Annotated in this window: 24 protein-coding genes; 9 read left to right on the top strand and 15 right to left on the bottom strand. The window is 66.8% G+C overall.

Features of this window, described 5'->3' with window-relative positions; genetic code table 11:
• Positions 1 to 39 precede the first annotated feature (39 nt).
• Complete coding sequence (locus OG326_RS01285) at positions 40 to 831, top strand: polysaccharide deacetylase family protein (protein WP_327142795.1); 792 nt, start codon at positions 40 to 42, stop codon at positions 829 to 831.
• Positions 832 to 894: 63 nt separating this feature from the next.
• Here OG326_RS01285 and leuS read toward each other — a convergent pair whose 3' ends face one another.
• Positions 895 to 3,753 (bottom strand): leucine--tRNA ligase, encoded by a 2,859-nt coding sequence (gene leuS / locus OG326_RS01280; protein ID WP_327142794.1) that lies wholly within the window; start codon positions 3,751 to 3,753, stop codon positions 895 to 897.
• Between the two features lie 259 nt (positions 3,754 to 4,012).
• Between leuS and OG326_RS01275 the strand changes: the two genes are divergently transcribed.
• A complete protein-coding gene (locus OG326_RS01275; protein ID WP_327142793.1) occupies positions 4,013 to 4,423 on the top strand; it encodes an SdpI family protein in 411 nt (136 codons plus the stop codon).
• A 7-nt stretch (positions 4,424 to 4,430) separates the two neighbouring features.
• On the opposite strand, the gene OG326_RS01270 is transcribed toward OG326_RS01275, so the two are convergent.
• The 3 genes from OG326_RS01270 to OG326_RS01260 form a co-directional block, all read right to left on the bottom strand.
• A complete protein-coding gene (locus tag OG326_RS01270; RefSeq protein WP_327142792.1) occupies positions 4,431 to 4,859 on the bottom strand; it encodes a GNAT family N-acetyltransferase in 429 nt (142 codons plus the stop codon).
• Between the two features lie 14 nt (positions 4,860 to 4,873).
• Positions 4,874 to 5,170, bottom strand: coding sequence for a hypothetical protein (locus OG326_RS01265; RefSeq protein ID WP_327142791.1), 297 nt, complete (start codon positions 5,168 to 5,170; stop codon positions 4,874 to 4,876).
• A 73-nt stretch (positions 5,171 to 5,243) separates the two neighbouring features.
• Positions 5,244 to 5,639: a DUF4345 domain-containing protein gene (locus OG326_RS01260; protein ID WP_327142790.1), complete on the bottom strand. Its 396-nt coding sequence runs from the start codon at positions 5,637 to 5,639 to the stop codon at positions 5,244 to 5,246.
• Between the two features lie 87 nt (positions 5,640 to 5,726).
• Between OG326_RS01260 and OG326_RS01255 the strand changes: the two genes are divergently transcribed.
• Positions 5,727 to 6,335: a TetR/AcrR family transcriptional regulator gene (locus tag OG326_RS01255; protein WP_327142789.1), complete on the top strand. Its 609-nt coding sequence runs from the start codon at positions 5,727 to 5,729 to the stop codon at positions 6,333 to 6,335.
• Here the strand turns inward: OG326_RS01255 and OG326_RS01250 are convergent.
• From OG326_RS01250 to OG326_RS01240, 3 genes are all read right to left on the bottom strand, one after another.
• On the bottom strand, positions 6,332 to 6,646 hold the full coding sequence (locus OG326_RS01250) for a hypothetical protein (RefSeq protein WP_327142788.1): 315 nt from the start codon (positions 6,644 to 6,646) through the stop codon (positions 6,332 to 6,334). The two genes, OG326_RS01255 and OG326_RS01250, sit on opposite strands and share 4 nt — an antisense overlap.
• A gap of 212 nt (positions 6,647 to 6,858) precedes the next feature.
• The gene (locus OG326_RS01245) at positions 6,859 to 7,728 is read right to left on the bottom strand and encodes a DUF692 domain-containing protein (RefSeq protein ID WP_327146319.1); all 870 of its coding nucleotides are present in this window, start codon (positions 7,726 to 7,728) and stop codon (positions 6,859 to 6,861) included.
• A 284-nt stretch (positions 7,729 to 8,012) separates the two neighbouring features.
• Entirely contained in the window at positions 8,013 to 8,999 is a 987-nt protein-coding gene (locus OG326_RS01240) for a TIGR04222 domain-containing membrane protein (protein WP_327142787.1), read from the bottom strand.
• 121 nt (positions 9,000 to 9,120) lie between these two features.
• On the opposite strand from OG326_RS01240, the gene OG326_RS01235 reads away from it, so the two are divergent.
• A complete protein-coding gene (locus OG326_RS01235) occupies positions 9,121 to 10,089 on the top strand; it encodes a bile acid:sodium symporter family protein (protein ID WP_327142786.1) in 969 nt (322 codons plus the stop codon).
• Here the strand turns inward: OG326_RS01235 and OG326_RS01230 are convergent.
• From OG326_RS01230 to OG326_RS01215, 4 genes are read right to left on the bottom strand one after another with little or no spacing between them, the layout of a single operon-like run.
• On the bottom strand, positions 10,043 to 11,143 hold the full coding sequence (locus OG326_RS01230; RefSeq protein ID WP_327142784.1) for an aminotransferase class I/II-fold pyridoxal phosphate-dependent enzyme: 1,101 nt from the start codon (positions 11,141 to 11,143) through the stop codon (positions 10,043 to 10,045). The genes OG326_RS01235 and OG326_RS01230 overlap by 47 nt on opposite strands.
• On the bottom strand, positions 11,140 to 12,183 hold the full coding sequence (locus tag OG326_RS01225; protein WP_327142783.1) for a 3-oxoacyl-ACP synthase III family protein: 1,044 nt from the start codon (positions 12,181 to 12,183) through the stop codon (positions 11,140 to 11,142). Before OG326_RS01225 ends, OG326_RS01230 begins: the two co-directional genes overlap by 4 nt.
• 11 nt (positions 12,184 to 12,194) lie before the next feature.
• A complete protein-coding gene (locus OG326_RS01220) occupies positions 12,195 to 12,854 on the bottom strand; it encodes an SRPBCC family protein (RefSeq protein WP_327142782.1) in 660 nt (219 codons plus the stop codon).
• Between the two features lie 2 nt (positions 12,855 to 12,856).
• Positions 12,857 to 14,677: a thiamine pyrophosphate-binding protein gene (locus tag OG326_RS01215; RefSeq protein WP_327142781.1), complete on the bottom strand. Its 1,821-nt coding sequence runs from the start codon at positions 14,675 to 14,677 to the stop codon at positions 12,857 to 12,859.
• A gap of 148 nt (positions 14,678 to 14,825) precedes the next feature.
• Here OG326_RS01215 and OG326_RS01210 point away from each other — a divergent pair, with 148 nt between their 5' ends.
• The 3 genes from OG326_RS01210 to OG326_RS01200 all read left to right on the top strand — a co-directional run bounded on the left by OG326_RS01210 (position 14,826) and on the right by OG326_RS01200 (position 17,212).
• Complete coding sequence (locus tag OG326_RS01210; protein WP_327142780.1) at positions 14,826 to 15,341, top strand: EXLDI protein; 516 nt, start codon at positions 14,826 to 14,828, stop codon at positions 15,339 to 15,341.
• A gap of 144 nt (positions 15,342 to 15,485) precedes the next feature.
• Positions 15,486 to 16,445 (top strand): ATP-binding cassette domain-containing protein, encoded by a 960-nt coding sequence (locus OG326_RS01205; RefSeq protein ID WP_327142779.1) that lies wholly within the window; start codon positions 15,486 to 15,488, stop codon positions 16,443 to 16,445.
• On the top strand, positions 16,442 to 17,212 hold the full coding sequence (locus tag OG326_RS01200) for an ABC transporter permease (protein WP_327142778.1): 771 nt from the start codon (positions 16,442 to 16,444) through the stop codon (positions 17,210 to 17,212). Before OG326_RS01205 ends, OG326_RS01200 begins: the two co-directional genes overlap by 4 nt.
• A 60-nt stretch (positions 17,213 to 17,272) precedes the next feature.
• Here the strand turns inward: OG326_RS01200 and OG326_RS01195 are convergent, their stop codons facing one another.
• The 3 genes from OG326_RS01195 to OG326_RS01185 are packed head-to-tail and all read right to left on the bottom strand — an operon-like array spanning position 17,273 to position 19,152.
• Positions 17,273 to 17,986, bottom strand: a complete 714-nt coding sequence (locus tag OG326_RS01195; protein WP_327142777.1) for a zf-HC2 domain-containing protein — start codon at positions 17,984 to 17,986, stop codon at positions 17,273 to 17,275.
• Complete coding sequence (locus OG326_RS01190; RefSeq protein ID WP_327142776.1) at positions 17,983 to 18,489, bottom strand: sigma-70 family RNA polymerase sigma factor; 507 nt, start codon at positions 18,487 to 18,489, stop codon at positions 17,983 to 17,985. The genes OG326_RS01195 and OG326_RS01190 overlap by 4 nt, the downstream gene beginning before the upstream one ends.
• Positions 18,490 to 18,537: 48 nt before the next feature.
• Positions 18,538 to 19,152 carry a YqgE/AlgH family protein gene (locus OG326_RS01185; protein ID WP_327142775.1) on the bottom strand — a complete coding sequence of 205 codons (615 nt, stop codon included), beginning with the start codon at positions 19,150 to 19,152 and terminating at the stop codon, positions 18,538 to 18,540.
• A gap of 85 nt (positions 19,153 to 19,237) precedes the next feature.
• Here OG326_RS01185 and OG326_RS01180 point away from each other — a divergent pair, with 85 nt between their 5' ends.
• Entirely contained in the window at positions 19,238 to 19,999 is a 762-nt protein-coding gene (locus OG326_RS01180) for a lysophospholipid acyltransferase family protein (protein ID WP_327142774.1), read from the top strand.
• 8 nt (positions 20,000 to 20,007) lie between these two features.
• Here OG326_RS01180 and OG326_RS01175 read toward each other — a convergent pair whose 3' ends face one another.
• Positions 20,008 to 20,340 (bottom strand): GNAT family N-acetyltransferase, encoded by a 333-nt coding sequence (locus tag OG326_RS01175; protein ID WP_327142773.1) that lies wholly within the window; start codon positions 20,338 to 20,340, stop codon positions 20,008 to 20,010.
• Between the two features lie 97 nt (positions 20,341 to 20,437).
• On the opposite strand from OG326_RS01175, the gene OG326_RS01170 reads away from it, so the two are divergent.
• On the top strand, positions 20,438 to 21,562 hold the full coding sequence (locus tag OG326_RS01170; protein WP_327142772.1) for a glycerate kinase: 1,125 nt from the start codon (positions 20,438 to 20,440) through the stop codon (positions 21,560 to 21,562).
• Positions 21,563 to 21,577 lie beyond the last annotated feature (15 nt).

The following is a 21,577-nucleotide window of genomic DNA, read 5'->3' as shown; positions in this document are numbered from 1 at the left end:
TCGTAGTTCTCTGTGTTGGATAAATGAAGAAGGTCGATGATGGACAGACGACGGCTGCTGACGCTGCTGGCGGCGGGAACCGCTGCCACCCTGCTGGGCGGTAGCGAAGCGCACGGTGACCCCGCTCCCCTCGATTCCGGTTCGGCCGGCCTGGTCCCGCCGGGGCTGGTGCCCGGCAATGCGATTCCGCCGCTCGCACCCCGCACGACGATCGGGCCGGGCGCCCTCAGCGCACTGCCCGGCGCCGGAAACACTATGGCGCTCACCATCGATGACGGAGCCAGCGCCGAAACCGTCGGCGCGTTCATCGAATTCGCCCGGCGCACCGGCGTGCGGCTCACCTTCTTCGTGACGGCCTACTACGACTCCTGGTCTATCCACCGGGATGCCCTGCGGCCGCTGGTGGATTCGGGGCAGATCCAGCTGGGCAATCACACCTGGGATCACCCGGACCTGACCAGGCTGTCGGCCGGGGCGATCGCCGATCAGCTCGAGCGCACGAAGACGTTCCTGCTCAACAACTTCGGCACCGACGGCACGCCGTACTACCGCCCGCCCTACGGATACCACAATGCCACCGTCGATCGGGTCGCCGCCGACTCCGGCTATGCGGTGCCGACCATGTGGTACGGCACCCTCGAGGACACCAACAAGGTGATCAACGAGGACATGCTGCTCAATGCCGCACGCCAGTGGTTCCGCGCCCAGTCCATCGTCATCGGCCACGCCAATCGACCGACCGTGACGCATATCTTCGATCAGCTCAACGACATCATCCGCGAGCGCAATCTCTCGACGGTCACCTTGAACGACGTGCTCGTACTCGGCTAGCGCGCCGATAGATTCGGGCCTGATGCGCACTGCGCACCGGGCCCGAATCGTCGGTGATCAGCGTCAGGCGACGATATTCACCAGGCGGCCCGGGACCACGATGATCTTGCGAGGATCCTTGCCGCCCAGCAGTTCCGCGATTTTCTCATCGGCCAGGGCGGCGGCCTGCACCGCTGCCTGATCGGCATCCGCGGGAACGCTGATGCGGCTGCGGACCTTGCCGTTGACCTGGATCGGGTACTCCACCGAATCCGCCACCAGCAGTGCCGGATCCGCGATCGGGAAGGGGCCGTGCGCCAGCGAGGCAGTGTGGCCCAGGCGTTCCCACAGTTCCTCGGCGATGTGCGGGGACATCGGGGCCAGCATCAGGACCAGCGGCTCGACCAGGGCGCGCGGTGCGCCGTCGCCGTAGTTCTTGGTCAGGTAGTTGGTCAGCTCGATCAGCTTCGCGCCGGCGGTATTGTCCCGCAGGTTGGCGTAGTCGTCGTCCACCCCGGCAATGGTCTTGTGCACCAGGCGCAGTGCCTCGCCCGAAGGCTCGGTATCGGTGACCCGGACCGCGCCGGTCTCTTCGTCCACCACCAGTCGCCACACGCGCTGCAGGAAGCGCTGCGCGCCGACGACATCCTTGGTGGACCACGGGCGCGAGGCGTCCAGCGGGCCCATGGACATTTCGTAGAAGCGGAAGGTGTCCGCGCCGTACGCGTCGTACATCTCGTCCGGCGAGACCGCGTTCTTCAGCGACTTGCCGATCTTGCCGTACTCCTGGAAGACCTCGATCTCGGTGCCGGAAGTGTCTGTCCAGAAGAACTTTCCGTCCCGCTCCACGATCTCGGCGGCGGGCACATAGGCGCCGCGCTCGTCGGTGTAGGCGTAACCCTGGATGTAGCCCTGATTGAACAGGCGGCGGTACGGCTCGCTGCTGGACACATCGCCCAGATCGAACAGCACCTTCTGCCAGAAGCGCGCGTACAGCAGGTGCAGCACCGCATGCTCCACGCCACCGATGTACAGATCGACGCCGCCGGGATCCTTCGGACCGTGCTCGGCGGTGCGCGGACCCAGCCAGTACTGCTCGTTCTCCTTGGCGCAGAACGCCTCCGAGTTCGTCGGGTCGGCATAGCGCAGCTGATACCAGGAGCTGCCCGCCCAGTTGGGCATGACATTGGTATCGCGGCGGTACTGCTTGGGGCCGTCGCCCAGATCCAAGGTGACGTGCACCCATTCGGTGGCCTTGGCCAGCGGCGGCGACGGTTCGGAGTCGGCATCGTCCGGATCGAAGGTGACCGGTGCGAAGTCTTCCATCTCCGGCAGCTGCACGGGCAGCATGGACTCGGGCAGCGCGTGCGCCGCGCCGTCCTCGTCGTAGACAATGGGGAACGGTTCGCCCCAGTAGCGCTGCCGGGCGAACAGCCAGTCGCGCAGCTTGTACTGGATGGTGCCCCTACCGTGGCCATTGGCCTCCAGCTCGGCGATCACCTTGGCCTTGGCGGCGTCGATCTCCAGCCCGTCCAGGTAGCCGGAGTTCACCAGCGTGCCCTCACCGGAGTACGCGCCCTCCGAGATATCGCCGCCCGCAACCACTTCGGTGATGGGCAGGCCGAAGGCGCTGGCGAACTCCCAGTCGCGCGGATCGTGGCCGGGCACGGCCATGATGGCGCCGGTGCCGTAGCCGCTCAGTACGTAATCGGCGATGAAGACCGGCACGCGAGCGCCGTTCACCGGGTTGGTGGCGTAGGAGCCCAGGAAGACGCCGGTCTTCTCCTTGCTCTCCTGCCGCTCCAGATCGGATTTGGCCGCAATGGACTTGCGGTATGCCGCAACGGCTTCCGCCGGGGTTTCCGCATCGCCGAAGGTCCAGCGCACATCGGTGCCGGACGGCCAGGTGGCCTCGGTCAGCCGGTCGACCAGCTCGTGCTCGGGGGCCAGCACCACGTAGGTGGCGCCGAACAGGGTGTCGGGGCGGGTGGTGAACACCTCGACGACGTCCGAGCCCGCCTCGAACTTCACCTGCGCGCCGCGCGAACGCCCGATCCAGTTGCGCTGCATGGACTTCACGTTCTCGGGCCAGTCCAGATCGTCCAGATCGTCGACCAGGCGATCGGAGTAGGCGGTGATGCGCATCATCCACTGCCACAGGCGCTTGCGGAACACCGGGAAATTGCCGCGCTCACTGCGGCCGTCGGCGGTGACCTCTTCATTGGACAGCACGGTGCCCAGGCCGGGGCACCAGTTGACCATCGAATCGGTCTGGTACACCAGGCGATACGAGTCGATCAGGGCATTGCGCTCGGACGGGGCCAGCTCGTTCCAGGCGCGGTCGTCATCGGCGGCGACGCGCCTGCCCTGCTCGAATTCGGTGATCAGCTCGGCGATCGGCCGGGCCTTGCCCAGTGCCTCGTCGTACCAGGCGTTGTAGATGCGCAGGAAGATCCACTGCGTCCACCTGTAGTACTCGGGATCGGTGGTGGCGAAGGAGCGGCGGCGATCGTGGCCCAGGCCCAGCCGGTCCAGCTGGCGCTGCATATTCGCGATATTGGACTCGGTGGTCACCCGCGGATGCGCGCCGGTCTGCACCGCGTACTGCTCGGCGGGCAGGCCGAAGGCGTCATAACCCAGGGCGTGCAGCACATTCCGGCCGCGCATGCGGTGGAAGCGCGCGTAGACGTCGGTGGCGATATAGCCCAGCGGATGGCCGACATGCAGGCCCGCGCCCGAGGGGTACGGGAACATGTCCTGCACGAACAGCTTGTCGGCCGGGGTCTCGCCCTGCAGCGGGCCGACCGGATTGGGCGCGTAGAACGTGCCGCGCTCCTGCCAGGCCTGCTGCCACTTCTGCTCGACGCGGCCGGCCTGCTCCGCGTTGTAACGGTGTGCGGGCACATCGCTGGCCCCACCCACCGCCGCCGCGCTGCCTGCCATGCCGTCAGCGGTGGGTGTGTCGGTTGCGCGAGTGTCCTGCACGTCCTGCCCTCTTGTCCTAGCCGATCCCCTATAAGGTCGTTCACCAGGTTAAAGCGTGCAGGTCCCAGGCCCCAAAAAGGGTCGGAACCTCGCACCCCGGCACGCCGTGAGTTTCGCCGGGCCGCGGCGCCTCCGCCCGCACGGTGTGACCGGATTCCCGGCGGTGACGGGCGGGCCGGGAACCGCGCCGCGGCGCGGCAGAGGTAAATTGACGACCGTGTTGGTTGTAGCGCTCATTCTGTTTGCCCTGTCGGCGGTGGCCGTGGTCACCGGAGTGCTCGGACTCACCGGCACCCTTCCGCCGAACCGCATCTTCGGTGTTCACACCGACGAGGCAGTGCGGACCGAGGAGAACTACCGCCTCGCGAATCGTGTGGCCGCACCGGCTTCCCTCGTGGCGGGCGTACTGCTGGCCGCGGGTGGCGGAGTCGCGGTGGTCGCGGGCGGTCTGCCCGCCCTCATCATTTCGGTGCTGACGCTGGTCATCGCGGTGTTCACGCTCGGCGCCGGCGCTACCGCGGCGGCCAATGCGCTCGCGGCGAATGCGCCCGCTCCCGAGGTCGGCGGCTGCGGCAGCGCCTGCGGTTCGTGCTCGCTGCGCGATGCCTGCGCCCCCGCCGCCAACTGATTTCCGGCTACCCGAGGTCCTTGCGCATCCAGATGTGCGGGATGCCCGCGTCCTCACCGATATCGCCGTAGGCCTGATAGCCGAGCCGTTCGTAGAAGCCCTGCGCGTGGGTCTGCGCGTGTAGTTCGACCGCGATCAGCCCGCGTTCGCGCACCCGCTCCTCGATGGCTCGCACCAGCGCGACCCCGAGGCCGGAGCCCCGGGTTTCGGCCAGTACCGCCAGCCGGCCGAGCACGCCCACATCCCCGCGGACGATCAGGCGGCCCGCGCCGACCGGCTGCCCGTCGAGACGGGCGAGGAAGTGATCGGCCGTCTCATCGAGTTCGTCGAGTTCCAGTTCCTCCGGCACGCCCTGCTCCGCGACGAAGACCTTCATGCGGACGGCGTAGGCGTCGGCCAGCTCCTGGTCGGTGCCGACGGTGATGACCTCGATCATGAGGCCAGCATGCCTCAGTGCTCGTCGTAGTGACCGTCGTGGGCCGCGTGCCGGTGGCCGTCGTGGATGTAGTCGACGTGATCGCCGTGCGGCACCGACACATGCCCGCATCCGTCGCCGTGCTGATGGTCGTGGCTGTCGTGCGCGGTGTGCGCGGTGGGCTCGCACTCGTCGAAGTGGCCGTCGTGCTCGCGGTGCAGATGTCCGTCGTGCACATAGTCGACATGGTCGCCGTGTGGAATGGCAACGTGACCGCAACTAGCGCCGTGCGCATGATCGTGATCGGTGTGAGCAGCATGGGTCTGTGTCATGGAGCTTCCCTTCCGAGATGGTGGGTGCAATCCAGCAAACAGGTAGGGACATTAGCACCCATGCATTCGTCGGTTACACCCGCGCGAGTGCGGCCGGGCGGCACACCGCGCGAACCAGCAGATAGTTGAGTACCGGAATGACGAGTTCGACCGGAGTCATCAAGACGTAGAACCAATTCGGCTCGCCGGTCGCGACCCAGGCCAGTGCCCGGGCCAGGCCGCCCGCGAAGAAGATCAGGCCCAGCAGGTTGATCGGAAGGCCCTTGGTCTCGACGTCCCGCGCACACCACAGCAGTGCGAGGCCGTAGGCGAGGAAAAGGATTGCGTAGAAACGCATATCGGAGTCGATGGTGGCATTGACCGTTCCGCCGCCGATGATCGTGGAGGTGCCGAAGAGCAGGTGCGCCACCGCGATTCCCACGCAGACCACCCCGAATGCCACCAACCAGACCTGCAGAATTCGTCGCATGGGCACCCCTATTAGACGACTGTTGAATAGTGTGACGGTATGCGCCTCGCCCGCCGTGCGTCAACCCCTGCCACCTACGATGACCACGTGCCCAGCCGTCGCCGCCTGACCCCCGAGCAGCGCCGTGACGAGCTGATGGACGCCGGTGCGCAACTGTTCGGCGAACGCGGTTTCGAGGACATCGCCATGGAGGACATCGCCGCGCACGCGCAGGTTTCGCGGGCGCTGATGTACCACTACTTCCCGACGAAGGGTGAGTTCTTCGCCGCCATCTGGAAGCGGGCGCACGACCGGCTGCTCTCGGAGGCGACCATCGACCCCGCTCGGTCCGTGCGTGCCGGTGTGGCCATCGCGCTCGCGGCGCACCTGGACTTCTATCAGGCGCACGTGCCGCTGGTATTCATCGCGAATCGCAGTGCGGTCGCGACTGATCCGGCGGTGCGCGGACCGGTCGCGGACGATCTGACCGCGATCTGCAATCGCGTACTCGATGCCTGTGCGGCCACGGGTCACACGCGTGATCTGGCGTCGGCGGCACTGGCGGGATGGATTGCGTTCATCCGCGAGGTAGCGATCGAATGGCTACTGCACCAGCGGATTTCGCGGGACGAGGCGCTGAAGCTGTGCATGGCCACGCTCGATGCCACCGTCGGCGCCCACCTCGACCTGGAAGCCGTTCCCGCGCAGTCGAATTAGCGTGAGCGCTGCCACCGTCTGCGCTGGGGGAGCGGGATTCCGAGGTGGTCCGCGAAAGCGGCCGCGTCCTGTGCGGTGGTGGTCTTGGGGCGGGTGCGGGCCCACTCCAGGAAACGAGCGCTGAAGTCCGGTCCGCAGGCGTGCGCGAGCAGCGGGAAACGGTGCGCCACTTCGCCGGCACGCTTGTGCAGCAGCGCGTGCGCGGTGGCAGAGAAGTCCGCCGCATCGAAGCCCGGAGGTACCGCCGCCCCAGCAACCAGTGCGCGTACAACTGCCGCCTGCTGCTCCGCGAGACCGTCCGACTCGGTCACGCCTGTTGGGCTGTCCGACTCGGTCACGCCTGTTGGGCTGGCTGACGCGGCCACGCCTGTCGGGCTGGCTGACGTGGCCACGCCTGCTGCGCTGGCTGACACGGCCACGCCTGCCGGACTGGCTGATGCGGCCACGCCTGTTGGGCTGGCTGATGCGGCCACGCCTGTTGGGCTGGTCGACGCGGCCATGCCTGCCGGACTGACTGATTCGGTCATGCCTGCGGCTCCGGTAAGCGAACTGTAATGAGCGGACGGCGGACGGCGGTGGCGATGGCATTGAGCTCATCGAGCAATTCGGCTGCGGGCGGGTAGTTTCCGTCGCGCTCGAGCAGGAGCGGCACCGAGCGGTCGGCGGCGAATTCGGCGACCAGGGCCAGCACGTCCGCGGGAACTGGGTCACTGTGCGTGTCGTGATAGCGCCCGCCGGTCTCCCGCCCGCCGGCCACATGGCAGTAGGCGAGCTGTTCGGTGGGCAGCCGCAGCAGCTCGGTGAGCGGATCGCGGGAGGCATTGCGGGCGTTGGCATAAACGTTGGCGATATCGAGCAGCAGATGAACGCCGGTGCGCTCCACCAACTCCTGAAGGAACTCGGCCTCGGTGAACTCGGCGTCCGGCCACTCGAACAGGGCGGCAATATTCTCGACAGCGAGCGGAACCTCCAGCGCCTGCCGAACGCGGGAGATATTGCGCACCAGAGCATTCAGACCCTCGCGAGTGCGTGGAACTGGCAGCAGATGCCCAGCCTCCATCCCGCCCGCCCGAACGAACGCAATATGCTCACTCACCAGCGGCGAACCGAGCGCCCGCGCACACGCCGCCAAATGCGCAACCCGCCGCTCATCCACCGGCTCCGCACCTCCGAGCGACAGCGAAATCCCGTGCGGCACGGCGGTTATTCCTCGCGCGACCAGCGCAGCGAGCTCTTCGGGAACCGCAACCTCGGCTCGGGAATCACGCCGTCCAACCAGACCGGTAATCACGGCCGAGGCTCGGCCGACCAGACGATCGGACCGGGCCGGACTCGCGACCAGCGACTCCGCGATGACCTCGCAGAATCCGATCCCGTCCAACGCGTCGATCATCCCGCAGATCTCGCGCCGCCACCCGATCCCGATCGCCCGGCCCGGGAGCAGGAGATCGGTGGAGCCTCCGAATGTGCTGCCGTCCAGTACTTTTCCAGAACTCTCCGGCATGTGGCTTGCCTTTGTCGCTGCCGCGACTCCCTCGGCCGCAGGCGCTGTCAGCTCGGCCTCATGCGCTGCAGGCTCCGCCGAGGACGCCGCTCTCTCGGTTCCACGCGCTGCCGGCTCCGCCGTAGCCGCTGCTATCTCCCCCATGGGCGCTGTCGGCCGCGACTTCAGTCTCGTCATCCGCCGCATCCGCTCCCACATCCGCCGCCACCGCAGCTACTGCCGCAACTGCTGCTACTGCAACCGCTGCTGCTACTGCTGCAGTTACTTCCGCTACTGCCGCTGTCACTGCTCGAGCAGTTGCTGCCGGAGTAGCCGCCGCCCGATCCGGTGAATCCGCCACCGGCCCAGAGGGCTCCGGTCGCGTGGGCGAGGGCCGGATCGAGACTTACCAGTACCGTTGCCCCGAAGAGCGCGGTGGCCAGGGCGGCGCTGTCGGGGCCATACGCGCTGTACGCGGGCGTATTGTGCGGGCGCAGATGCCCGTTGCGGCGGACGGACTCGTCAGCGGCCCGACGTCCGAGGCGGGTCAGGCGTGGTGGCCGCAGGATCAGGAGCGTGCAGATCAGCACCACGACCATCACCAGAATCAGGTAACCGACGCCGTGCCGATTGGCGAGGCCGGCGATGACGCGCAGCACGCCGAACAGGAACAGGGCACCGAGCGGAAAAGCCGCCAGCAGAAGGGAATTCCGCTGTTCGGGGCCGATCAGGTAGCCGCGGTCGGTCAGGCTGTTTCGCAGCGCGGTCAGTGGGTCGCGCGCCACTGCGTCGAGGGTCAGCACATTCCGGTTCGCGGAGCCGATCAGGTGGGCGTGCAGGGATTGCGAAACCGGGTCCAGCGCCTGCTCTTCGGTGGCGGTCAGGTGACGTGTTGTCGCGCCCGCGGAGTTGATGAGCTGGTACCCGCGCAATTGCGCGAGACCCGTGAGGACGGGGCGCCGGTCGTCGAAGAGCATGGCGGTCTCGGTCGGTGACAGTGCGTGGGCGGAGGTTTGCGCGCCGCGCGCGTCCCGCAAAACCATGGCGCGCCTGCCGAATCCGTACAGCGCGGCGAGGATTCCGGCCAGGGCGTAGAGGCTCAGGAAGGTCGGGCCGGAGATTCCCCAGGTATCGGCGGCGGCCGGGTGTGGTGCGCCGGCCAGGGCGGTCCAGGGGTCCATGGCGATTCCATCCTCGGAGTCGTCTGTATGTACAGCGTCTGGAAACACAGATCAACATGAGTATCGCCGAGGTAAGGGTGCGGTGTTAATCGAGAAATCACCGGGTGATTAGCCTGGTTCGGTGCGATTTCTCAGCAAGTTCTACATCGACGGCTTCATCCTGTCGATTCTCGCCACCGTCGCTGTGGCCAGCGTCTTCCCGGCGCGAGGTGAGGCCGCGACGGTGGTGACCTGGCTGACGAAGATTGCCATCGCTTTGCTGTTTCTGCTGTACGGCGCGCGCCTGTCCTCGCACGAGGCGGTCACCGGTCTGAAGCACTGGCGGTTGCACATCACCGTGCTCGCCTGCACCTTCGTGCTCTTCCCGATTCTCGGTGTTGCCGCGCGAGTGCTGGTGCCGCATGTACTGACCGACGATCTCTACACCGGGCTGCTGTTCCTGTGCCTGGTGCCGTCCACGGTGCAGTCGTCGATCGCCTTCACCTCGATCGCCAAGGGCAATGTGGCGGGCGCGATCGTGAGCGCCACGCTCTCCAATCTGCTCGGCGTCTTCCTCACCCCCGCCCTGGTGATCCTGCTCATGAACACCACCGGTCAGGCGAAGGTCGATCTGTCCTCGATCGGCGATATCGTGCTGCAGCTGCTGGTGCCGTTCTTCCTCGGCCAGCTGATCCGCCCGAAGGTGAAGGGTTTCCTCGCCCGCTATGCGGAGCCGACCAAGCTGGTGGATCGCGGTTCCATCCTGCTGGTGGTCTACAGCGCCTTCAGCGCGGGCATGGTGGAGGGCATCTGGCATTCCCTGTCCCCGTGGCGAATTCTGCTCCTGGTCCTGGTGTGCTGCGTCCTGCTGGCACTGGTGATCGCCGCGACCTCGGCGCTCGGCAAGGCCGTGCACTTCGATCGCGGCGATCGGATCGTGGTGGTGTTCTGCGGGTCGAAGAAGAGCCTGGCCACGGGTCTGCCGATGGCGACGGTCCTGTTCGCGGGCCATCCCATCGGCCTGATCGTGCTGCCGCTCATGGTCTTCCATCAGATCCAGCTGATCACCTGTGCGGCGCTCGCACAACGCTGGGCTCGGAGCGCACCGTGAGCGAGAGCACCCGGCTGTCATCCCGGCGCAGTGGCCGCGCACCCGTGGCAGGCCGGGCGGCCAGGGCCTTCAACACCGCGCGCCCGGCCGTCGGATCGCCGACCGCGATGCGCGCACTGCCGTCCGGATAGCGTTTGGCCACGATCCCGGCGCGCGCCAGTGCCGGTGCGACCTCGCGGCCTGGCAGGTAGAGGAAGTTCGCGCTGCTGCGCGGCACCCGAATGCCATTGCGCCGCAGCGCTGTTCGCAACAGTTCCCGCTCGGTGGTGATGCGCAGGATGCGCTCGCCGAGTTCGGCTTCCGCCGCATAGGAGGCGCTCACCGCGGCGAGGGCGGCCGCCGGCGTCCCGAACGGCAGCTGCAGCCGGTGCACGCGCCGCACCAGTTCCGGTGCGCCGAAGGCATATCCGATGCGCAGTCCGGCGAGCCCGTACGCCTTCGAGAAGGTGCGCAGCACCAGCACATTCGGGTGCCGCCGCACCAACTCCACGGTGTCGAGCGTGTCTGTCGCGCCGAGGAATTCGATATACGCCTCGTCGAGAATGACCGGCACGGTGGCCGGTACCGAGTACAGGAAGGCCTTCAACTCGCTGGCCGGAACGACGGTGCCCGTCGGATTGTGCGGCCGGCACACCGCCACCAGCCCGGTGTGCTCGTCCACCGCCCGCGCCATGGCCCACAGGTCCTGCCGCCCGGACGAGTCCAGCGCCACCGGATGCGAGCGCAGTCCGACCATACCGCTCATGATCGGATAGCCGTCGAAAGTCGGTGTGGCGAAAACGAATCGGGCCCCTGGAGCGGGCAGCGTCTGCATGATCTGCATGGCCACCCCGGTCGCACCCGATCCGACCACCACCTGGTCCGGGTCCACGCCGATATGGTCCGCGATGATCCGGGGCAGTGCGCGCGGCAGGAATTCCGGATAGCGATTCGCCTTGGCCATGCTGTCGTCGAGGGCGCGCATGACGGAAGGCAGTGGCGGAAACGGGTTCTCGCTCAGACTGAGATCGAAGCGCACCGTCTCGAAGCGGTAGGCCTCCAGCGACGCACTCATCGCGCCGCGCCCCAGCGCACGGCCGCCGCGCCCGCGAAGTCTCCCGCATGCGCGAAGGCCGACATGAGCACGACCGAACCATTGCGCAGCCGCCCCGCCTGGTTCTCGGTGTCGAGCGTGACGGGAATACCTGCGGCGAACAGGTTTCCGCACTGATCGAAGGTGTCGGGATGTCGTTCGGCGGGCAGTTCCAGCGCATCGTGCCAATTGCGCAGGAACAGCCGGTTGGGCTGATTGGTGACCAGGGTGTCGATATCGCTGCTCTTCACCCCGATGCGCTTGCACACCTCGTGCGCCACCTCGGGCACCAGCCGGTTGCCGCGCGCGAACACCTTGGCCACCTTGGATTCGGTGAAGCTCACACAACCCTGCCCCTCTCCGGGCTCCCAGTACTTGCGATCGGAGCCGGTGGAGAACTCCATATCCCCGGCGAACTCCGGATAGGTGCGGCATTCGATATCGAGAATCGGTGCGCTGTTGTTCTTCACCAGAAATCCGACACCGCAACCGTCCCCGGGCACCGGGGCCTGCGCGAGCTTGCGGATCTCGGTCTGGGTGAATACCGGCCCCGCGCAGTTCTGGGTGGCGACGATGAGTGCCGTGCGCGCATCGGTGGTCAGCATGATGGTGCGGGCCAGCCACATCATGTGTACGAAGGCGGCGCATCCGCCATTGTGCACATCGAAGACGAAGCGGGGGTTCATATTCAGCCGGCGCGCCACCTCGCCACCCGCGCCCAGCACCGGGTTCTCCGGCAGCTGGGTATGCGTGATGAGAATATCGATATTCGAGATCTCCTGTGCCCCATGGCGTTCGATGAGTGGCGCGATGGCCTGCTCCGCCATCTCGTGCACCCGCGTATCGCGGCCGATGTGGTGGCGGCCCTTGGGGGCGCGGAACATGACGTTCTTGGCCATCCGCTCGGAGCGGGAGAACTGGGTGAAGTATTCGGTGCCGACCGGCTCACCGGGCAGATAGCTGGCCACGTCGACCAGGCTGACCGGGGGCACGATACGCAGTGCGGGGTCCGTGAAATCCATGGTGCGCCTACCTACTTCATCCAGTCGGGGGTGAGCGGGAGTCCGTGTGCGGCGCGGTACTCGGCGATCGCCTTGAGGTTGTCCATCTCCAGCTGGTGCCCGGCGGAGAACATCTCCCAGAAGTCGCCGACCCACACCTTGCGGCCCTCGGGTGCGCTGTCCTGGTAGGGATTCCGGTCGTAGAACGGGTGATGGCAGTTCGTCCACAGCACCACCGAACCGGGCTTGTCGAACACCACCTGCGCATCCACCACCCGCATCAGGTAGATCATCCACAGGTGCTTGCTCTGATCCCACGCGCAGTGGTAATCCACCGTCATGGCATCGGGATTGGCGACCGTGCGGGTGTAGATGCGGGTATTGGGGCCCAGCCGGTCATACGACTCCCACAGGCCCGGCTCCGCGGTTTCGGTGAAGCCGCGCAGGCTGTAGGTCCACTCCTCCAGAGACCGTGTGTCCGCGAGATATTCGTACAGCTCGCGCGGAGGCGCCTCGATATAGGCCTGGACCGGGCAGTAGTCGCCGAAGATCTGATCGTGCGGGTACACCGACCGGAGCATTTCGAGGATGACGGGCGTGGTGGCCTCGCGATCGGAGTTCTCGATACGCAAGAGTCCGGGCACCACCCCCTCGGGGATATCGCTGAGTGCAGGCAGGGCGCTGGTGGTCACGATTACCTCCGCGGTGCCGTCAGAAACGGCGTGAAAGGTGGGATTTCGTCGGGATCGCAGTCGACGGCGATGAACGACGGACCTGGACTGCCGACGCAGTGCCGAAGTGATTCGGCGAGGTCGGCTCTGGTGATGGGTGCGTGTGTGCACAGATCCGGGAACATGGCCGCGAGACCGGCGCCCGGATACGCCGGTCGAAATCTGTTGAAGCTGTACCGATCCCCGTAGTACAGCTGTTCGCGAGTTATGCACATGGCATGCGCGTTGTTGTTGAGGACGATGAAGGTGATGGGCAGGTTGTGCTCGATGGCGGTGTGAATCTCCATGCCGTGCATGAAGAACGCACCGTCACCGGCGATGACGAAGGTGCGCCGCATACTCCCGTCCGGGCGCTGCGACCGGGCGAAGGCCGAGCCGATTCCGGCCCCGAACGCGTACCCCATCCCGCCCATCCCCAGGGCCACCGTGAACCGGCCGTCGCGCGGCAGCCGCAGGTGATGCACCACTGCCGCACCGGTATTCCCGGCGTCGGCGAAGACATCCGCCCCCTCGGGCAGCGCCTGGTTGACGGCCTCGACCACCTCCCGGTACCGCAGTCCCGGACCTTGTGCGGGCGTATCCTCGGGCTGCTCGCCGCGCGCGGTCTGGAGGGGGATGACCACCGCGTCGCCGGACTCTGTGGATAGACCTGTGACAGTTGTGGATAGATCCGAAACCGTGCTGTCGTCCGGGACCAATTGCAGGCTGAACCGGATATGCCGGGGGTTGTCCACAACCCCGTCGCCGCTGCGGCCGCGCAGGTGAATCGGTGTGGCAGCGGTCAATTCACCGATCAGCTCGGTGAGCGTGAGCGACAGATCGGTGCTGCGCGCGTGGATCGAGCCCAGGAACGGGATGTCGCCGCCGATGCTGGCGAGCGGCACCTCCGCCAGCGCGTCCTCCAGCCCGGCGCGGGCGGTGACCGGCATACGGGTGCCGATGAGCAGGCAGAGGCTGGCCCGGTGCAGCGCCTCGATGAGTTCCGGATGCCCCATGCTGCCCGCCACGCCGCAGAATCCGGGATCCGCGTGGTGGTAGACATCCTTCGCGTCCGGGGCCACGCCGACGGCGGCATCGAGCACCGCGGCGAGCTGCGCCAGTTCGCCGCGCGCGCCGTCGCGCGCGACCTGATCACCGGCGATGATCACCACCTTGCCGATGACCCGGGCAGCCTGCAAGGTATGCACAACTCTCCACAGGCTCGCGGTATCGCGGCGATAGGCGCGCGGCGGCGGCGTGAATGCGGGCGCGACGAGTTCCGCCTGCTGAATATCCTTGGGCAGCAATAAGACCGCCGGACCACCGTGCTGGGTGGCATGGATGGCGCGGGTCAGGTGAGCGGGCAGGTCGGCGGGGGCCTCGACGCGGGCGCAGTAGTGCGAGATCGGCGTGAACAGCCGAACCGCGTCGAAGGCGCCGGCCCGCCCGCTCGTGTCCTGAAAGGCGCCCTTGCCCTCCAGGACGGTCGGCGGCTGCCCGACCAGCGCGAGCACGGGGACGCGGGAGGTGAAGGATTCGGCCAGCCCGGCGACCAGATTCATGGCGCCGCCGCCGGAGGTGGCCGCGACCACGCCGAGACCGGCGGTGGAGCGGGCGTAGCCGTCGGCCATGGTGGCGGCGGAGAATTCGTGCTTGGCGACTACCGCGGTGACAAGCTCGCGATGATCGAAAGCCGCGTCGTAGAGGTCCTCGATATTCGCGCCGTCGACGCCGAATATATGCCGCACGCCCAGCTCCGAGACGGCTTTGACCAGGTGATCCACCACGCGTGTGCGATTGTGCATGGAGGCGGCTCCCTTCGGTGCCTGACACCGGACTCCCGAGTCTGTACTCGGGATACGAATGCGAGCGGTTGCCGGTTCAATCCTGTGGCCGCAGGGCGAGTCCCCGCCCCTCTTGCAATGTATGTATACGTCTACGTATAGTTGGGTCATGCCGAACAAGACGATCTACGTTTCCGATGAGGACCTCAAGCTGTTTCAGCGCGCGCAGGAGCTGGTGGGGGGCAATCTGTCGGGCGCGATCGTGACGGCACTGCGGCGCTTCATCGAGCTCGAGGAGGACCGCATCGAGGGCTACGACGAGGTGGTCCTGAAGGTCGGCAAGGACGGGGTGCGGCAGATCCGCTTCTCCGGCGCACTGCTGACCGAGTGGCACCAGGTCGGCGACAAGCGCGTCGAGGACATTCGGGTGTACCGCACACGCAAAGGCGCGTACGCGGTGCACAGCCACTTCTCCTACTGGAGTGAATTCCCGACCGATACCAACATTCTCAAGGACTGGAAGCAGTGGCGGCGCTTTCTCGGTGTGGGCGAACAGGATTGGGGTGACTACCTCTTCGAGGTCGTCGACACCGTCGGCGAGCTGGAGGGCAAGATCCCCGATCGGCTCTTCGCCCGCGTAGTCGATATCACCGAGCACCGGGTCACCGAAGTGCTCGACATCTGAGCTCTGGCGTCCTGAACGACCCTGTCGCACAACGCAACTCCGCCCTACAACAACTGAACACATAACAGCTTTGATCGCAGCCCAGCGGTCACGGCTTAGGTAAGCCATGCATTCATGCGTACCTGTTGATGAGAAGGGGACCCCATGACCACCGCCCACCGCCCGGCAGCCATCGCGGCTGCGGGTCTGTGCAAATCGTTCGGGGAGCACATTGTGCTCGACCGGATCGACTTCACCGTTCCCGAAGGCAGCATCTACTCGCTGCTCGGACCGAACGGCGCGGGCAAGACCACCACCGTGCAGATCCTGTCCACGCTGATCAAGGCGGACGGCGGCGAGATGCGGGTCGGCGGTTACGATCTCGCGACCCAGCCGGACGACGTGCGCTCGGTCATCGGCGTCACCGGGCAGTTCTCCGCCGTCGACGAACTGCTCACCGGCCGCGAGAACCTGCTGCTCATGGGCGACCTGCACCATCTGCCGGGTAGTGAAAGCCGTCGTCGCGCAGCGGATCTGCTGGAGAAGTTCGATCTGGTCGACGCGGGCGACAAGGTGGCCTCCGGATACTCCGGCGGTATGACCCGTCGTCTCGATCTGGCCATGACCCTGGTCGGCGAGCCGCGCATCATCTTCCTCGACGAGCCCACCACCGGCCTGGACCCGCGCAGCCGCCGGGTCATGTGGGACATCATTCGCGATCTGGTCGCGGGCGGTGTGACCGTCTTCCTCACCACCCAGTACCTGGAGGAGGCCGATCAGCTGGCCGACCGCATCGCGGTGCTGCACCAGGGCCGGCTGGTCGCGGAGGGCACGCCCGATCAGCTCAAGCGGCTGGTGCCGGGCGGTTATGTCCGGCTGGATTTCAACGATCGTGCCGAACTCGATAATGCCGCACGGGCTTTGGGCAATGCCGCCCAGGTCAACGGCGATCTCACCCTGGCCGTGCCGAGCGACGGCGGCGTGCGCTCGGTGCGCGAGGTGATCGACCGCCTCGATGCCGCCGGTATCGAACCCGCCGGACTGTCCGTGCACACCCCTGATCTCGACGACGTCTTCCTGGCCCTCACCGGTGGCCACGCTCCCGAAAAGGAAAACTCACGATGAGTAGCACTGCGTTCGCCGATTCGAAAACGATGCTGCGCCGGAATCTGGTGCACGCCAAGCGGTATCCGGGAATGACCATCGGCGTGCTGGTCATGCCGATCGTCATGCTGCTCATGTTCAACTACATCTTCGGCGGCGCACTGCGGGGCGCGACCGGCGGCGCCAAGTACATCCAGTACCTGACACCCGGCATGATGCTCATGATTCCGTCGTACATGATCGCGGGCATCGCGGTGTCGATCAATTCGGATATGACCAAGGGCATCGTCAATCGCTTTCGCACCATGCATATTTCGCAGTCGTCGGTGCTGACCGGTCAGGTCGTCGGCACCTGGATCCAGGGCATGGCGGGCGTGAGCCTCATGACCCTGGTGGCGGTGCTCATCGGCTTCCGGTCGCACGATGCGGGTGTGCTGGGCTGGCTGGCGGCCTTCGGGCTCATCGGCCTGACCGTCTACGCGCTGAACTGGCTCGGCGCGGGGTTCGGCCTGGTCGCGCAGAATCCGGAGAGCGCGAGCAATCTGGCCACGCCGATCCTGCTGCTGCCCTTCCTCGGCAGCGGTCTGGTGCCCACCGACACCATGCCCGCCGGTGTGAAGCAGTTCGCCGAATACCAGCCCTTCACCCCCATCACCGAAACCCTGCGCGGACTGCTGATGGGCACCGAAATCGGCCACAACGGCATCCTCGCCATCGCCTGGTGCCTGGTGCTCGGCGGTATCGGATACTTCTGGTCCACCTCGACTTTCAAGCGTAAGACGAGCTGATCGCACACCCTGCGCGACGCGAAAACGACGCACCCCCTCGGGTGCGTCGTTCTCGTGCGTTCAGAGCCCGGCCGCCAGCAGCACCTTGCCGGTGGCATTGCGGATCTCCACCGATTTCACATCGCCCGGCGTGGCCGAGGTGGTGCCGTCCGGGGTGAACACCTGGCCCGGCTTCGCCGTCCACTCCGCCAGTTTCGACTGGGTGCCGTCGGCGCGCACCACCCACAGCGACAGCTGCCACGCGTAGATCTCGCTGGACGGCGGGTAGTTGCAGATCATGTCCACGCGCGTCTGCCCGTTGACCGAGAGCAGTTTGTAGGTGGCGACGATCGGGGTTTCGGCCTGAGCCTGCAGCGGCCCCTGGGCCACCACCTGCTCGATGGCCGGAACGTCACGCTCGGCGAGGGTGGCCGTCACCGGCACCGCGATCAGGGCGGTAGCCGCGGCCGCCATCACCGCGCCGCCCACCGACCAAAATCGCTTGCGGCGCTCCCTCTTCCGGGCCTGCTCCGCCAGCTGCGGCAGCATGCGCTCGGGCGGCGGAGGCACCGCGGTCGGCGGATCCTCCTGCGCCGCAATGGAAAGCGCCGTGTCCTCGTCCACCAGCGCCAGCAGTCCGGGTAGACCGGCCAGCTTCGACACGGCCGTCCGGCAGTGGTCGCAGGTCGCCAGGTGGTCCTCGTACTCGCGGCGTTCGTCGCGGGCCAGGGCGCCGAGCACGTACGACCCGTCCCACGTGGTGTAGCCGTCACAGAGGTCGTGGCCCTCCGTCATCTCGTCACCCCCATCTCCTGTAGCACCAAACGCAGTGCCCGCATGCCGTAGTGCATACGGGACTTCACCGTCCCCTCCGGGATATCCAATTCCGCCGAGATCTGGTGGGTGGACAGGCCCCGGTAGTAGGCGCGGACGATGACCTCACGATGATCGATGGTCAATCGCGCCAGTGCGTCGGCTACCAGCCAACCGTCCAGTGCTCTATCCGATTGATCCGGCGTCGGCACCTCCGGCGGATTGTCCGTTCGGAATTCGCGCCGGCTTCTGGCGCTGCGATGCTCGTCCACAGCCAGATTACGGGCCACCGTGAACAGCCAGGCCCGGGCCGAGTTCGTGGACTGGTCGAGCACATTCGGCCGCTGCCAGGCCCGCAGTAGCGTTTCCTGCACAATGTCCTCCGCGCGGCCGGGATCTCCCACCAGGCCGTACGTGTATCGCCACAATGCGGCCGCATGCTCCTCGTAGAGCACCCGGAGCAATGCCGCCTGGTCGTCGGGCATCGGTCACCTCCGTACCCTCCACGACACAGACCGTGCCGACGGTTCAGTTCAGTTTCGTTCCACTTCGATCGGATGCGTGGCGAGCAGGGACAACGGCAGCGGCTGCCGGCGCAGTACCTGCGCCCACAGATCGGCGCGGCCCGCCAGCGGGTCGGTCGGAAGTGCGGACAGGACGATCCAGTCCCCGCGATCCAATTCACCTTCGAGCTGTCCGAAGGTCCAACCGGCATAACCGGCGAAAATGCGGATGCCCTCGACGAGCGGGGCAATGCGATCCGGGTCGGAGTCGAGGTCGACCAGGGCCACCCGGCCGTCCACCCGGCGCAGACCCGGGATGCCGGCGAACGAGGTGCCGACCTTCACGGTGGCCAGGCACAGCGCGGCATCACGTTTCACCGGTCCGCCCAGAAAGAGTTTGCGCGGCGACGCCGCCAGCTCGGCCCAATTGGGGAGCACGTCGTGAACGGCGGTATCGCTCGGCCGGTTCAGGACCACGCCCAGGCTGCCCGCGTCATTGTGCTCGATGATGTACACAATGGTGCGCCGGAAGGAGGGTTCCACCAGGTCCGTCGCCGACACCAGCAGAGTCCCAGGGCGTACCACCTGGTCCTCATGCCGGAATTCGCGTCGAGAACGGTCACCGTGTTCTTCTGCGCGTGCCACTCAGTCATCATTCCACCGCGGCAGGCTCTTTGCCTTGTTAAATTCCGTCTCTGCTCAATTGCGCCGCCCCCGCTAGGGTGACGGCATGGAACGTCCCGAGGTAATCCTCGAGAACAATGACGCGGTGTACGACTTCTATCTCGATCATCAACAGAATCTGTTGAAGGCGCGCGCGGCCTACTGGCTGCTGGGCCGGCGGTATCGGCCGCGGATCTCGTACGCACCGGGCGCGCGGGAACGGCTGCGTGAGTTGATCTCCCAGCGTCGGCCGCTGCTCATCGCTGTCAATCACCTTTCACAGCTGGACCCCTATACGGTCGCCGCCGCGGCATGGGGGAGTGTGCTGCGACCGGTCATCGGGCGGACCCGGGTGCTGGCCAAGGACGAGCTGTTCCTGGAACCGGAACTGCGCCGGCGCATCGACATGATGGGCGGAATTCCCGTTTTCCGCGGTAAGGACCACGGACTCCGCGCGGTGAATGCGGCCGGACAGCGCATGATCGACATCTGTGCCGAGCGCATGGCGCGCGGCGACGGGGTGGCGGTCTTTCCCGAGGGCACCTGCAATGACGTGGACCCGGCGCACGTGCAGACCGTCGGAACCGGCATCGGGCACATCGCCTTCCGGGCCAAGAAGCTCGGGGCCGATCCGGTGCTGGTGAGCCTGGGCCTGAGCTACGGGCCGCGCGCGGATCCGAAGGTGGAACCCACCAAGGAGGAGGCCAAATCGGCCAGCTTCTATTTCGGGGCGCCGGTGCCGGAGCTGCCCACCAAACCCGCCGAGATCACCCGCATCGTGCGTGATGAACTGCAGACCGCGCTCGACGGAGCGGTCGCCGTCTACTGACGCCGCACCTATTGCTGCGGCAGATTCAGGCGCTCCCGCGACCACTGCGGCACCAATGCCAGGTACTCCGGCCGGGATTCGACGAAATGGTGCACCATCGGGCACATCGGCAATATGCCGAAGCCCGCGTCCCGGGTCTGATCGAGTGCACCCTGCACGAGTTTGCGGCCGTATCCCAGGCCTTCGAACTGCGGATAGATCTCGGTGTGCACGAAGGCGCGCTCGTTGGCGGTGTCCTGATAGGCGGCGACGCCCGCGAGGTATCCGTCCACGTACAGCTCGAAGCGATCCAGTTCGACATTCTTGCGAATCTCGACCGGCACATGCGGCTCACTCGGCATACTGCGACGCTAACCGGTTTGCCCAGGGGATTTGTCCGTATCTGGTTTCCGGCGTTCCGGGCGTGTCGCGGGCGCGGAAATCGGTGAGACTGAGCGGGTGACACACGCCGGACCACGCCGGGTGATCCTCGCCCCGGACAAATTCAAAGGCTCGCTGACCGCCGCCGAAGTCGCGGCCGCGCTCGCCCGGGGCATCGGGCGAGCCGCACCCGGGACCGAGGTGCGGCAGCTGCCCGTCGCGGACGGAGGCGACGGGACCGTCGACGCCTTCCTCGCCGCGGGCTGGGAGCGGGTGCCGGTGCGGGCTCTCGGCCCGACCGGCAGAAAGGTCGACACCGCCTACGCCGTCCGGGGCGATACCGCCGTGATCGAACTGGCGGCAGTGGTCGGAGTGGTGAAACTCCCTGGCGGAGTGCTCGATCCGCTGGGCGCGAGTACCTACGGACTCGGCCTTGTCCTCGCGGACGCCCTGGATCGCGGGGTGCGCGATATCGTGCTCGGCCTCGGCGGCAGTGCGTCCACCGACGGCGGAGCGGGCATGCTGCACGCGCTGGGGCTGCGCATTCGCGATGCCTCCGGCACCGAATTGTCTTGGCCTGAAATAGTTCTCGGTCACGGTGAGCGTGTCGATCGCACCGGCCTGCATCCGGCGCTGGCACACACCCGCATCACTCTCGCAAGCGATGTCGACAATCCGCTGCTCGGCCCCACCGGAGCGGCCGCCGTCTATGCGCCGCAGAAGGGTGCGGGTCCCACCGAGATCGCGACTCTCGAAGCAGCCCTGACGATCTGGGCGCACCTCATCGGCCCCGAATGGGCGGACAAACCCGGGGCGGGCGCCGCGGGCGGCACCGGCTTCGGCGCCATGGCGGTGCTCGGCGCGGTCCCCCGCTCCGGCATCGACGTCGTCCTCGACCTCGTCGATTTCCCCGCCCACCTCACCGGAGCCGACCTGGTCGTCACCGGCGAGGGCTCCCTCGACCTGCAAAGCCTGCACGGCAAAGCCCCCATGGGCGTAGCCACCGCCGCCCGCCGCGCGGGCATCCCGGTCGTAGCGGTTTCCGGTCGCCTGCAACTGACTCCCGATGAGTGGCATGCCGCCGGATTCGCTGCCGCCTACGCGCTCACCGACTTGGAACCAGACCCTGTGCGCTGCATGGCCGATGCCGCGACCCTCGTGGAGCGCATCGGCGAACGCCTCGCCGAGCAATTCGCGATTTGAGGGCAGTACGGAGAG

This window comes from Nocardia sp. NBC_01327, assembly GCF_035958815.1.
Taxonomy (GTDB): Bacteria; Actinomycetota; Actinomycetes; order Mycobacteriales; family Mycobacteriaceae; genus Nocardia.
This window is presented reverse-complemented; position numbering and strand designations above follow the sequence as displayed.